The organism is Ruegeria sp. HKCCD6604 (assembly GCF_013110635.1).
Lineage (GTDB): Bacteria > Pseudomonadota > Alphaproteobacteria > Rhodobacterales > Rhodobacteraceae > Ruegeria.
Genome location: NZ_WVQW01000001.1, coordinates 358,925 through 372,403 on the forward strand (window position 1 = coordinate 358,925; position 13,479 = coordinate 372,403).

Consider the following 13,479-nt stretch of genomic DNA (forward strand, 5'->3'; position numbering starts at 1 on the left):
ACCTGTGCTTAGCCGATGCGGCCTGTAATGTAGCTTTCCGTGCGCGGATCTATCGGATTGGTAAAGATCTGGCCGGTTTCACCGAATTCAACCAGATTGCCCAAGTGGAAAAAGGCCGTTTTCTGACTGACCCGTGCCGCCTGCTGCATCGAGTGGGTGACGATCACAACAGAAAACCGCGACCTCAGTTCATCGATCAACTCTTCGACCTGTGCGGTCGCAATCGGATCAAGGGCCGAGCACGGCTCGTCCATCAACAGAACTTCGGGTTCGGTGGCGACGGCCCGGGCGATGCACAAACGCTGCTGCTGGCCGCCGGAAAGGCCGGTGCCCGGTGCATCCAGACGATCCTTGACCTCATCCCAGATCGCGCCGCGGCGCAGGGATTTTTCCACGATTTCATCCAGTTCCGCCTTGTTGCGGGCCATGCCGTGAATGCGCGGGCCATAGGCCACGTTGTCATAGATCGATTTCGGGAACGGGTTGGGTTTTTGGAACACCATTCCGACCTTGGCGCGCAACTGGACCGGATCGACACGCTTGTCATAGATGTCTTCACCATCCAGCAGGATGTCGCCTTCGACACGGCAGATATCGATGGTGTCATTCATTCGGTTCAGGCAGCGTAAGAAGGTGGACTTGCCACAACCAGATGGCCCGATGAAGGCCGTGACGGTCTTGTCTTCGATCTCAACGCTCACGTCCTTGATGGCATGGGTTTCACCGTAGAAAACCTGTACGTTCTTGGCGTTGATCTTGATGTCTTTGGAGTCCACGGTTCTCTCCACTCGTGTCATGTCGTTCATTCCAGCCCCCATTTACCAGCGGCGTTCAAAGCGGCGGCGCAAGATGATTGCGATGATATTCATGGTCAGCAGGAACATCAAAAGTATGATGATCCCACCCCACGCCTTCTCGTAAAAGCCGACGTCAGCGCGTGCGGCCCATGTATAGATCTGGGCGGGCATGGCCGAATTCGGCTCGGTAAAGCCTGCAAGAAAGCCGTCGGGATATCCGCGTGCGACAAACCCCACCATGCCGATCAGCAAAAGAGGTGCGGTTTCACCCAAGGCTTGCGCCAGACCGATGATGGTACCTGTCAGAATGCCCGGCGCAGCCAGCGGCAACACGTGGTGAAACACCGCCTGCATTTTCGACGCCCCTACCCCAAGCGCCGCGTCGCGTATCGACGGAGGCACGGCCTTCAAGGACGCGCGGGTCGAGATGATGATCGTCGGAAGCGTCATCAGGGTCAGAACCAGACCACCGACCAGCGGTGCCGATTGCGGCAGATGCATGAACTGAATGAAAACGGCCAGGCCTAGAATACCGAAGACGATGGACGGAACCGCGGCCAGGTTCGAAATGTTCACTTCGATCAGGTCAGTCAGCTTGTTCTGCGGCGCAAATTCCTCGAGATAGATCGAAGCTGCAACGCCAATCGGCAGAGACAGACACAGAACGACCAGCATCATGAAGAATGATCCCACAACCGAGACACCGATACCTGCGCCGCCGGGGTTGTCCACGCCTGCGTCCGCTCCGGTGATGAAGGGCCAATTGAATGCCTGCTTGATGATGCCGGCCTGTTCCAGCGCATCGACCAGATCCAGATCGCTTTTTTGCAGAAACCGGCTGTCCTGTATCGTGTCGCGGGATACGCGGCCTTTGAAATACCCGTCCACCCGGCTGGATGCCGCCAGATCGAATTGGACCGGCTCACCCAGCTTGTCGGGGTTTTCGGTGTAAAAGGTCCGGATCGTGCCGCCGACTTTACCCAAAAGACGCTCGATCGCGGCCTCATCAAAATCAACGCTGATCCCGCGTTCAGCAAGTTCACTGTTCAACTGAGCGACGAACAGGTTGGAATAGACTTTTGTCTTGAACAGGGCCCCTTCGGCCTCGTCCCGCTGCGGTTCGGTCAGTGTGAAATCAATGCTGACGACCGTGCGCTGGAAGGCCGGAATCCCCTGCGACAGGATCGAAGCGAACAGAACAACCAGAAAGAACAGACCGGTTGCGATTGCGGCGATGCCATAAGCACGGAACCGTTTCTCGGCTTTGGCACGTTTCTTCGTGCGTTCATCCGAAGCCGTGAGCGAGATCCTATGGCGACCGGATTGGGGGCTTTGCATACTGGTGTCGGTCATTCGTACTGCTCCCGGTATTTGCGCACGATATACAGGGCACACACGTTGAGCCCCAAGGTGAGAATGAAAAGGGTCATGCCAAGTGCGAAGGCGACCAGCGCCTCGGGCGAGGCAAAGTCGGCGTCCCCCGTCAACTGGCTGACGATCTTGGCTGTCACGGTTGTCATGGCTTCGAACGGGTTCAGGCTGAGGCGGGCCGCAGCCCCTGCCCCGAGAACCACGATCATGGTCTCGCCGATGGCGCGCGATGCCGCCAGAAGGATCGCGCCGACGATACCGGGCAACGCGGCGGGCAGAACGACCTGACGGATGGTTTCGGATTGCGTGGCGCCAAGACCGTAAGAACCGTCGCGCATGGCCTGCGGCACCGCGTTGATAATGTCGTCAGACAGTGATGAGACAAACGGGATCAACATGATCCCCATCACCAGACCCGCAGTCATGACGGCGGTGCCGGCTTTCATCCAGCCCAGGCCACTTTCACCAAAAACATCCAACAGCAGCGGGCCAACGGTCAACAAAGCGAAGAGACCGTAAACGATGGTCGGAATCCCGGCCAGCACCTCAAGCAGCGGCTTGGCGACAGACCGCAAACGGGGCGAAGCGTATTCGCTGAGATAGATCGCGGCGAACAACCCGATCGGCACTGCGACCAGCAACGCCACGACAGAGATGTAGAGCGTCCCCCACAGCAGCGGCAAGATCCCAAGTTCGGACAACCCGCCGCGGCCCGAAAAGCTGGGCGCCCAGGTCATACCGAAAAAGAAATCTGACGCCGGATATAGTTTGAAGAACTCCCAGGTGTTGAACACAAGAGACAGGACAATGCCCACCGTTGTGAGGATTGCAACCGACGCGGCCGCCAGAAGCAGGACACGAACCCCCTGTTCCACAACGTTGCGCGCACGGTATTCGGCGTTGGTTTGCAACCAGCCCGCTACGGCACCGATCATAGCAACCGCGATAACGGCAATGGACATGATCGCATACCCGGTCGAGCTCATGGCGCGATAGCTCTGCGCAGCGCGCAGTACCGGTTGAGTGATGTCCGAGGTCACCACCTGCCCCGCGTCTTTCAAAAGCTGGGTGATCTCGCCGATATTTGCATCGGCATCACTGGCGGCGTTCTCGGTCAGGGTTCCTTGCGCAACCGCATTGTCCAGCCCGGCGGCGGTGCGGCGTACTTCGGCCATCACCAGGCTGCGGGAGGAACCTTCCTTTATCACGGAGTCCGGTATCATGTCCGACACCTGCGCATTGAGGAAGAAAGGCTGCGCCAACAGCCACACGATCAAGAGACCGAAGGCCGGAACAAGTGTCTTCAGCGCAACGTTTGCGCCGTAAAATGATGGCAGGGAATGCAGATTCCGACTGTCACCATCTGCGTTTTGCAGTGCGCGTGTGCGTCCCAACAGATAGCCGACAGCCGCGATCGCCGAAACGATCAGAAAGAGCCAAAGTATCGGCATGACACCCCCATTGCCTTCGATTGCGAGTAGAAAAAAGACAGTGAAGGGGCGACTGATCCGTCGCCCCTATTTGCATTAGAACAGTGTCAGGCTCAGCTGCCCGAACCCATGGTGACTTCGTTGGCGATCGCGTCCTGAGTTTTTGCCAGCTCAGGATCGGCGACAAGGCCATAGTTGGCAAGCGGGCCCGACGGACCGGCGATTTCGTCATGGGTGAAGAACTGCGCGTATTCCTTCAGGCCCGGGATCACGCCGATATGAGCTTTCTTCACGTAGAAGAACAGCGGGCGAGAAACCGGATATTCACCGGTCGAGATGGTTTCGGTCGACGGTGCGACGCCCGACATGGTGGCAACCTTCAACTTGTCGGTGTTGTTCTCGTAGAACGCCAGACCAAACACGCCGATACCGTTGGGGTTGGTGTCGATACGCGCCAGGGTTTCGGTATAGTCACCGTCGATATCGACCGATTTGCCATCGGTACGAACCGCCAGACAGGCATCTTCGGCATCGTCTTCGCTCATGCCGCCGGCGATCATGGCTTCCATCGCGCCGGTTTCTTCACAGCCGATCAGCAGAACCTTTTCTTCGAACACTTCGCGGGTGCCGTGCTTGGTGCCCGGGATGAAGCTTGCGATTTCAACATCGGGCAGTTCTGGGTTGAACTCGGCCCAGGTGTTGTACGGGTTGTCAACGATCTCACCGTCTTTCAGAACTTTTGCACCCAGAGCGTTGAAAATGTCGGACGGTTCGAACGCGGTGAAGGCAGGCCCGGTCTGCTGGCTAGCGAATACGATGCCGTCATAACCGATGCGGACTTCCATGATGTCGGTCACACCGTTTTCGGCGCAGGCTTTGATCTCTTTTTCACGGATCGCGCGCGACGCGTTTGCAACGTCGATGGTGTTTTCGCCAACGCCTTCGCAGAAACGCTTCAGACCAGCCGACGAACCGCCGGATTCAACAACCGGAGTTGGAAAGTCTGTGTTTTCACCGAACAGTTCGGCTACGATCGAGGCATAAGGCAGAACGGTCGACGAACCGGCGATCTGAACGTTGTCACGCGCCGCAGCAGTGGTCGCCGAGACGGCAGCGATAGCCAGCGCAGATGCCGACAGTTTTACAAAGGACATTTCAGTCTCCCTGAAAAGGTGTACTTGATCACCACCATGATGATCCTGCGGGGACCCCTATGGCGCGTGCGTAAGCCTTTTGTGACACATGCGTAACGGTTTTATGACAGCAGGGGATTTTTTTGCGTTTGGCTCCTGGAACAGCCAATGCCCCGTGGGGTCAGATTAAAAGCAAACCTGCATTCCAAGTTGTTTCAACGGGGCAAAATTACCGTAAAAACAGAACCTTTTCCCAATTCGCTTTCGACACGAAGTCTTCCACGATGGCGATTGACGATGTGCTTCACGATCGCAAGGCCAAGCCCGGTTCCGCCCAGTTGCCGCGACCTGTGGCTGTCGGCGCGATAGAATCGCTCTGTCAGGCGCGGCAGGTGAACGGCATCTATGCCGGGCCCTTTGTCTATGAACTGGATTCGGACTGCCGGGCCGCGCATCGCCGGATCCCTGTCCGCTGGCAGGACACGTACCGTAACACTGCCGCCGCTGGCGCCATATTTGATCCCGTTCTCGATAAGATTGGTGAAAACCTGTCGCAACTGGTCGCCGTCACCGGTGACTGAAAGCGGGCCGTTTTTCACATCCAGCGACAAAACCACGCCAGCATCCTCCGCAAGGGGCCGCAGCGAGTTTATCGTGGATTGAAGAAGACCGGTAAGTTCCAGCTGTTGCCTGGGTCGCACACGTTCTTCGCTTTCGACTCGGTTCAACGACAACAGATCCCCGACCAGACGGTTCATCCGGTTGGCCTCGTCGGCCATGATCTTGAGGAACCGGTCACGCGCGGCGGGGTCATCCCGGGCCGGACCGCGCAGGGTTTCGATAAACCCCATCAAGGCAGTCAACGGCGTGCGCAATTCATGGCTGACATTGGCCACGAAGTCCCTCCGCATCTGGCTGGCGTGCTCCAGATGGGTGGTATCCTGAAACGTGACCATGACGGCCCCTTCGGAAGCGACCCCGTTCATGTATCTGCACTCAACTGTGTATGTTGTGTCCTGCGCACCGTCATTGGACAGATGACGTGCTTTCTTTGCGCTTCTGCTTGTCAGGCTTTGCTCAATCGCGTCCAGAACCTGTGGCTGTCGCAATATGGTCGCAAAATGACGTCCAACAATGTTCTGGCCCAGAAGGGACGTTGCATCTGTGTTCGCGGCAATGATCCGTTCGGTCTGATCCACCATCAGCGCCGGCAGCGGGATCGCAAGAACAATGTCCTCAAGAACGTCTTCGGTCATGCGTCAAAACCCACTCATTCCGTGGCGTCAAAGCACAGGTTTCAGGGTTTCGCGGAATTTGCGCATGTTTTCCTGATAGTGCAGCGCACTGAACGTGATCCTTTGGGCTGCGGCCTCATCCAGCTGACGCACGACCTTGCCCGGCGATCCCATGACAAGCGAATTGTCGGGGATTTCCTTGCCCTCGGTGATCAGGGCCCCTGCTCCGATCAGACAGTTCCGGCCGATCTTTGCGCCGTTTAGAACGATTGCGCCCATTCCGACCAAAGTGTTTTCGCCTATGGTGCAGCCATGCAGCATCACCTTGTGCCCGATGGTGCAATTTCGACCAATCGTCAGGGGAAAGCCGGCGTCGATATGCATCACGCAGTTTTCCTGAACGTTGCTGCCCTCGCCGATCCGGATTTCTTCGTGATCCGCGCGAATAGTACATCCGAACCAGACCGAGGCCCCCTGCTCCAGCACAACCTTGCCAATCAGATTGGCATCCGGCGCGACCCAGGTGTCCTCGTGAATGTGCGGAGCGTGCTCTCCCAAAGCATAAATGGTCATGACAGTCCCTCGAATTCTCTCTGCAACTTGCGGACGTGCTGTTGCAACCTGGGTTGCTGAATGCGACGCATCCGTTCCGCGCTGACGATGGTTTTCAGCTTTTCTTCGGTTGCCTCGAGGTCATCGTTGATCAGGACGTAGTCGTAATAGCCCCAGTGGCTGATTTCATCCCAGCTTTTGAGCATTCGACGGGCGATGACGTCATCACTGTCCTGCCCGCGTGTTTCCAGCCGGCGGCGCAGCTCGGGGATGGACGGCGGCAGAATGAAGATCGACAACGCGTGTTTGCCCAGATCCGAGTTTCGGATCTGCACTTCACCCTGCCAGTCGACGTCGAACAATACGTCCTTACCGGCATTGATCGAATTTTTGACCGGCTCGGCAGGCGAACCATAGAAGTTTCCGAATACATGGGCGTGTTCCAGCATCTGCCCATCAGCGACCTGCTGTTTGAACTCGTCCTCGGACAGAAAGAAATACTCGCGCCCATGCTCTTCCCCGGGGCGTGGGGCGCGGGTCGTCGCCGAGATCGAGAATTCCAGATCCGTATCCCAGGCCATCAACCGTCTGGCCAGGGTCGATTTGCCCGCTCCGGACGGAGAAGACAGGATGATTAGTAGGCCTCGGCGGTCCGCCATGTCAGTCGTTCCCATTCTTATTCCACATTCTGCACTTGCTCGCGCATCTGATCGATCACCGCTTTCAGTTCCAGCCCGACCGATGTCAGGTCCGAGCTTTGCGCCTTGGAACACAGCGTGTTGGCTTCGCGATTGAACTCTTGCATCAGGAAATCCAGCTTGCGGCCCACGGCCCCGTCCTGTGCCAACAACTCACGAGCGGCCGCCACATGCGCGGTCAGGCGGTCGATTTCTTCGGTTATATCCGCCTTGACCGCGATCATCGCAAGCTCTTGCGCGACACGATCGGGATCCGCGCCCTGCGTATTCTCCAGCACCCGCGCGAGATTCTCGCGCAGCCCCTCGGTCATCTTGTCCTTGCGTTGCTCGGCAATCTCTGCGGCCTGCGCCGTCAGCTCCGCGACCTGATCCAGTTGCGTGTTCAAGACAGCGGCCAAAGCTGCCCCTTCGGCTTTGCGCATATCTATGAACGCCGCCAGAAGATCTTTGAATTCGGACGTTAGATGAGCAACAAGCGGAGCCGGATCGTCGGCCTCGGTTCCTGCATCCATCATCCCCTTGAGCGCCAAAAGATCTGACGCACGCGACGGCGCAAGCGTGATGCCGCGCGCAGCTGCCCGCGCTTCAGTTCGCTCGAGAGCTGTCAGGGCCGCAGCCATCGCGGTTTCGTTCAAGGCCAGTTCCGGGGCAGAATCCTCGCGGTTCAAGCGCATCGACAGGGTCACGTTTCCCCGGCTCAGGGATTTGGACAGGGACGCCCGCAACGCGACTTCGAGGCCGGTCAACCAGTCGGGCACGCGCAGACGCATGTCCAGCCCCTTGCCATTTACGCTGCGAAGTTCCCACGACCAACTGTGCGGGCCGAAAGTTCCCTTCCCCGAGGCAAACCCGGTCATGGATCTGATCATGATGGCCCTTTCCTGTTCCCCTGCTGTTTCGAGCATGTGCCGCACCTAATGCCATTGACTGGTGCAGAGCAAGAGTTTGCTGACGACGCAATTGTTTGGCGCAAGTTAACCATTCGTTAAAGAATTGCTCCAAAATTGAATTAACCCGAGTCAAAATGCCTATAGCAATGGTTTGCGGGCCGCAGATGCTTCCAATGTGTTGCATTTTATGAAAAAGGCGGACAATTGACGGTAGGGTGATGAAAATGAAAACCTTTTTCGGGATAGGTTCCGGGTCAGAATTTGGAAAGATCGTCGCAATGGATCGCTTTGACAGTGGGCGCAGCCTATCGCCGATCCGCCAGGCCGAGGCGTATTGGACCGCATTGTTGAGCGGCGACAGCGTGCCGATGCGGTCTCAAATCGACCCGCGCGGTCTTGAGAATGTTCTTGAATATACTTTTATCCTGGAACGCATCGCACCTGGCCTGGCCCGTTTTCGCCTGGCGGGCAGCCATCTGAACGCGCTTGCAGGTATGGAAGTGCGGGGAATGCCGTTGACCGCGTTCTTTCAACCCGATGCCCGCGCGCAGACCAAGGATGTACTGGAGCAGGTGTTTGCGTCCCCGGCTGTTGCCGAATTGAGTCTGAACTCGGGCGGGGTGTTGGGACGTACCCGGATGCAGGCCCGGATGATCCTTCTGCCGCTGAAAAGTGACCTTGGGGATGTCAGTCGTGTTTTGGGGGTCATGATCGCCGATGGCGCAATCGGCAAGACACCGCGCCGGTTTACTCTGACCGATACGCGGATCAAACCGGTTTCTGAAATTCAGGTGCCCGCGCCCACACTGCGCCGGCCTGTGGAAGGTTTTGCCGAGGAACAACGCGAATTCAAACGCTCTGCCAGCCATCTTCATCTGGTGGTGTCTCGCGACGATTGAGACCCGCCGATTACCTTGAGCGGAAACAGCGGGCCGATGGCCCGCTGTTGTCAGTGTTTCAGATGCGCTCAGCTTACCGCGCGTTTCGATCCGTTGCGGCGCAGGTTGGTCAGCTCTTCCGCCACCAGGAACGCAAGTTCCAGCGACTGCGACGCGTTCAAGCGCGGATCGCAAGCGGTGTGGTAGCGGTCCGACAGGTCCTCTTCAGTCACGGCACGTACACCGCCGGTGCATTCGGTCACATCCAGCCCGGTCATTTCGAAATGCACGCCACCGGGGATGGTTCCCTCGGCCTGATGCACTCCGAAAAAGTCACGCACCTCGCGCAGAACAGAATCGAACGGGCGGGTTTTATAGCCCGTGGCCGATTTGATCGTATTTCCGTGCATCGGGTCGCAGACCCAAGTGACCTTGGCGCCCTCTTCCTTGACCGCCTTGATCAGACGCGGCAGATGCTCGCCCGCCTTGCCCGCACCGAAGCGCGCGATCAGGGTCAGACGCCCCTCTTCATTGTCAGGGTTCAGCTTGGACATCAGAACTTTGAGGTCCTCGGCCGTGGTGGTCGGGCCGCATTTCAGACCGATCGGATTCAGAACCCCGCGGCAGAACTCGACATGCGCGCCGTCGGGCTGACGGGTGCGGTCGCCGATCCAGATCATGTGACCAGAGCCAGCCAGCCAGTTGCCCGAGGTGGAATCCAGACGCGTTAGTGCCTCTTCGTATTCAAGCAGCAGCCCTTCGTGGCTGGTGTAGAATTCGACGGTCGAGAATTCATGGGTTGTTTCCGCAGTGATTCCAGCGGCTTCCATGAAGTCGATGGTGTCCTGAATGCGATCGGCAACCTCGGAATATTTCTGAACGTCCTGTTCATCCGCGAAACCCAAAGTCCAGGCATGCACGCGGCTCATATCCGCGAAGCCGCCGGTCGAGAACGCACGCAGCAGGTTCAGCGTCGCCGCCGCTTGCGTGTAGGCCTGCAACATCTTGTTGGGATTCGGAATCCGGGCTTCGGGCGTGAAGGCCAATTCGTTGATGATATCGCCGCGGTAGCTTGGCAGTTCCACACCGTTCACGACTTCGGTCGGGGCACTGCGTGGTTTGGCAAATTGCCCGGCCATACGACCGACTTTGACCACTGGCACCTTGGCGCCATAAGTCAAAACCATCGCCATTTGCAGCATCACCTTGAACGTGTCACGGATCGCATCAGCGCTGAATTGTTCAAAGCTTTCAGCGCAATCCCCACCTTGCAGAAGGAAGGCCTCGCCGCGCCCGGCGGCACCCAGATGCTGTTTGAGACGCCGCGCCTCGCCGGCAAAGACCAGCGGGGGATACTTTGAAAGCTGAGCCTCGACCTTGGCCAGCGCGGCCGCGTCGGTATAATCTGGCATCTGAACCCGGGGCTTGTTGCGCCAGTTCGATTTTTGCCATTCGGTCATAGCTTTGATCTCCGCTGAAGTTTTCAGGTGGTCTCTATACAAAATGCAATGAAGAGTGACCATATCCCATTTGCGCCTCTTGACGACGTAAACAAGCTTTGATCATGGTGGCTGTCAAATCTGCTGCTGGATAATCAACTGACCAGCAGCGAAGCAAGGACATCTCGCCATGCAAGAGCAACGCCAAGTTGTCACGGTGGAAGACACTGCGGCCCCACCCCGGAATTTCGTGTTTGTCCTTTTGGACAAATTCTCGCTTCTGTCCTTTGCTTCGGCGCTTGACAGTCTGCGCATCGCCAACCGCATGGCAAACAGACAGCTTTACACCTGGAAGCTGATGGGAGAAGGCGGAGAGACGGTAACCTGCTCGGCCGGGACCGAGTTCAAGCTTGACAGTGATCTGGTAGAGCTGCAGCGAGACGACGTTGTTCTGATTTGCGGTGGTGTGGACGTTCAGGCGGCCACCAGCAAGCGCGTGCTGAACTGGCTGCGGCGCGAAGCCCGAAGGGGATTGCGGATCGGTGGCCTCTGCACTGCGGCCTATACTCTGGCAAAGGCCGGGTTGCTGGACAACAAGAAGGCAACGATCCATTGGGAGAACTCTGACAGTTTCATCGAGGAATTCGATGAGGTCGAACTGACCAAAGCCGTCTTTCAGATCGATGGCAGCCGCATGACGACTGCGGGCGGCACCTCGTCGATTGACCTGATGCTCAAGCTGATTGCAGATGACTATGGCGAGGATCTGGCCAACGCGGTGGCGGATCAGATGATCTATTCCTCGATTCGAACCGACCAGGACACGCAGCGCCTGTCAACTCCGACCCGAATCGGTGTGCGGCATCCGAAGTTGAGCCAGGTTATCCTGATGATGGAAAAAAACATCGAAGAGCCGATCTCGCCATCGATCCTTGCCAAGGACGTGGGAATGTCGACCCGCCAGCTGGAGCGTCTGTTCCGCCGGTATCTCAGCCGTTCCCCCAAGCGCTATTACATGGAACTGCGCCTGCACAAGGCCCGCAACCTGCTGATGCAGACCGATATGAGCGTCATCAACGTGGCGCTGGCCTGTGGGTTCGCCTCGCCCAGCCATTTCTCGAAATGCTACCGGGCGCATTACAACACCACGCCCTATCGCGAACGTGGTGCGCAAAGTGGAAGACTGTCAGTCTAAGGCTCAGCGTCAAAGCTCTTTTACGAAATAGTGCAAGTGCGGTCGGAGCATGGGCTGATCTTTGTAGGTTGTTGTCTTGATCGGAGAGTCCAGTTCAACAAACCCGAGCTTGGGATACAAAGACCGCATTTCCACATTTGGGGTGAGTGTATCTGCGATCAACCGCTTCAGCCCCATAGCTCTGGCGGCTTGTTCTCGTGCTTGAATCAATGCGCGCCCGACTCCGGTACCCCGAGCGTCTTCGGTTACAAATACACGTTTCAACTCGCCGGTAGACTGATCAAACCGTTTCATCATTCCACACCCCACGATTTTGCCACCTCGGTTTCTTGCGACGATTAGGCATCCGTTCGGAGGCATGTAGTCATCCGTGTTCGCCCAGAATTCCTCAAGTGCGCTTTGCGGTGCGGAAGGATCCAATTCGAACCCCATACCCTGCATTCTTTGAGCGATAAGAGCATAATATTGCTCCAAAATAATATTCAGCTCGGTTCTTGGCGGGATACTTGTGCACAATTCAATGTCGAAATCACTCATTGATATCCCCTTAACCGTGTAACCTGTTGGACAGAGTGACTGCGACGATGGAAACGCGCAAATGGAATTGTAAAGTCTGCCGGCACGCTTCGTATGTCACTGTTTGACAGACATCCTGTAAACCGCGCCCTGCCCGACTGAAATGAACCAGATCGCCCCATCCGGGGCCTGCACGATGTCGCGGACTCGTTCGGTCTCGGGGCCCTTGATCTGCTCGACCTCGCGCAGCGGATCTCCAGACAGCCGCGCGATATAGTCGAATTTCAGCGAGCCTACGAAAATGTCGCCCCGCCATTCAGGAAACATATCGCCGGAATAAACCATCAACCCCGACGGCGCGATCGACGGGTCCCAGTACAGGCGCGGCTGTTCCATACCGGGCTTGCTGGTGCCCTCGCCGATCTTCTCTCCGGAATAATGCGTGCCGTACGAGATGACCGGCCAGCCGAAATTGGCGCCGGGTTTGACAAGGTTCACCTCGTCACCGCCGCGCGCACCGTGTTCAGACACCCACAATCGGCCGCGCGCATCCAGATCGGCCCCCTGTGGGTTGCGGTGCCCATAGGTCCAGATTTCAGGTCGGATATCTGCCTTCCCGATGAAAGGATTGTCCGACGGCACCGAGCCGTCGCGGTTGATACGGATCACGGACCCTATGGCGTTCGAGCGATCTTGCGCCTGTGGCGCATCTCCTCGGTCTCCGATGGTTACAAAAAGCGTGCCGTCATTGGCTTCTACAACGCGCGAGCCGAAATGCCGCCCGCCTGATCCGCCGGGGGAAGCCTCGAAAATGACCCGCAGATTCGTCAGGCGCGTGCCGTTCTTAGACAGGCGCGCGACGGTGACAGCCGTGCCTGCGCCACCTTTTTGCGGTTTTGAAAAGGTCAGAAAGACCTCGCGGCTTTGATTGAAATCGCGCGGGATCGTGATGTCCAGCAATCCGCCCTGCCCCGAAGCTGCAACCTTGGGAACGCCGGATATGGCTTTCGCCTCTCCGTCCTTAACATACAGCAGGTTTCCGTCCCGTTCGGTGACAAGAAAACTGCCGTCAGGCAGGATGCCTACGGCCCAGGGCGTATCCAGCCCGCCTGCCATTTCGACAAGTTCAATATTCCCGACCGAGGTCGAGAACGCCTGTGCCAAGGCGCTTTGAGTGCAAAAAGTGAAGAACAGAATCGCGGCAGCTCTGAGCATGTTGACCCCTCTCCGGACAATCTTGGGCAAACCCTAACAAAACAGATAGATTTCCGATCGATAAAGGCACGATTGCGTTAGGACTTTTCTTTTCCGGGCAGCTTGCCTAGGTTCGTGGCCAGAACGAATA

The 13,479-nt window shown here is 57.4% G+C and carries 13 protein-coding genes; 2 read left to right on the forward strand and 11 right to left on the reverse strand.

Annotation, left to right across the window (positions count from 1 at the left end):
• Positions 1–8: 8 nt before the first annotated feature.
• The 8 genes from pstB to GS614_RS01825 all read right to left on the reverse strand — a co-directional run bounded on the left by pstB (position 9) and on the right by GS614_RS01825 (position 8,085).
• A complete protein-coding gene (gene pstB, locus GS614_RS01790) occupies positions 9–806 on the reverse strand; it encodes a phosphate ABC transporter ATP-binding protein PstB (RefSeq protein ID WP_152457980.1) in 798 nt (265 codons plus the stop codon).
• A 12-nt stretch (positions 807–818) separates the two neighbouring features.
• The gene (pstA, locus tag GS614_RS01795; RefSeq protein WP_171204761.1) at positions 819–2,150 is read right to left on the reverse strand and encodes a phosphate ABC transporter permease PstA; all 1,332 of its coding nucleotides are present in this window, start codon (positions 2,148–2,150) and stop codon (positions 819–821) included.
• Entirely contained in the window at positions 2,147–3,619 is a 1,473-nt protein-coding gene (gene pstC / locus GS614_RS01800; protein WP_171725364.1) for a phosphate ABC transporter permease subunit PstC, read from the reverse strand. Before pstC ends, pstA begins: the two co-directional genes overlap by 4 nt.
• Before the next feature lie 92 nt (positions 3,620–3,711).
• On the reverse strand, positions 3,712–4,752 hold the full coding sequence (locus GS614_RS01805; RefSeq protein ID WP_152457983.1) for a substrate-binding domain-containing protein: 1,041 nt from the start codon (positions 4,750–4,752) through the stop codon (positions 3,712–3,714).
• A gap of 194 nt (positions 4,753–4,946) precedes the next feature.
• Entirely contained in the window at positions 4,947–5,987 is a 1,041-nt protein-coding gene (locus GS614_RS01810) for a cell wall metabolism sensor histidine kinase WalK (protein WP_171168162.1), read from the reverse strand.
• Between the two features lie 27 nt (positions 5,988–6,014).
• Positions 6,015–6,539, reverse strand: coding sequence for a gamma carbonic anhydrase family protein (locus GS614_RS01815; RefSeq protein ID WP_171725365.1), 525 nt, complete (start codon positions 6,537–6,539; stop codon positions 6,015–6,017).
• Complete coding sequence (gene gmk, locus GS614_RS01820) at positions 6,536–7,177, reverse strand: guanylate kinase (protein ID WP_152457986.1); 642 nt, start codon at positions 7,175–7,177, stop codon at positions 6,536–6,538. The genes GS614_RS01815 and gmk overlap by 4 nt, the downstream gene beginning before the upstream one ends.
• A 17-nt stretch (positions 7,178–7,194) precedes the next feature.
• Positions 7,195–8,085: a YicC/YloC family endoribonuclease gene (locus GS614_RS01825; protein WP_171665618.1), complete on the reverse strand. Its 891-nt coding sequence runs from the start codon at positions 8,083–8,085 to the stop codon at positions 7,195–7,197.
• A gap of 245 nt (positions 8,086–8,330) precedes the next feature.
• On the opposite strand from GS614_RS01825, the gene GS614_RS01830 reads away from it, so the two are divergent.
• Positions 8,331–9,005, forward strand: a complete 675-nt coding sequence (locus GS614_RS01830) for a PAS domain-containing protein (RefSeq protein ID WP_171725917.1) — start codon at positions 8,331–8,333, stop codon at positions 9,003–9,005.
• Between the two features lie 68 nt (positions 9,006–9,073).
• Here GS614_RS01830 and GS614_RS01835 read toward each other — a convergent pair whose 3' ends face one another.
• Complete coding sequence (locus GS614_RS01835) at positions 9,074–10,444, reverse strand: class II 3-deoxy-7-phosphoheptulonate synthase (protein ID WP_171115908.1); 1,371 nt, start codon at positions 10,442–10,444, stop codon at positions 9,074–9,076.
• Between the two features lie 169 nt (positions 10,445–10,613).
• On the opposite strand from GS614_RS01835, the gene GS614_RS01840 reads away from it, so the two are divergent.
• The gene (locus GS614_RS01840) at positions 10,614–11,618 is read left to right on the forward strand and encodes a GlxA family transcriptional regulator (protein WP_171168156.1); all 1,005 of its coding nucleotides are present in this window, start codon (positions 10,614–10,616) and stop codon (positions 11,616–11,618) included.
• 9 nt (positions 11,619–11,627) lie between these two features.
• On the opposite strand, the gene GS614_RS01845 is transcribed toward GS614_RS01840, so the two are convergent.
• Both GS614_RS01845 and GS614_RS01850 read right to left on the reverse strand, forming a co-directional pair.
• A complete protein-coding gene (locus tag GS614_RS01845) occupies positions 11,628–12,155 on the reverse strand; it encodes a GNAT family N-acetyltransferase (protein ID WP_171725366.1) in 528 nt (175 codons plus the stop codon).
• Positions 12,156–12,251: 96 nt separating this feature from the next.
• Positions 12,252–13,349 carry a PQQ-dependent sugar dehydrogenase gene (locus GS614_RS01850; RefSeq protein ID WP_171725367.1) on the reverse strand — a complete coding sequence of 366 codons (1,098 nt, stop codon included), beginning with the start codon at positions 13,347–13,349 and terminating at the stop codon, positions 12,252–12,254.
• Positions 13,350–13,479: the final 130 nt, after the last annotated feature.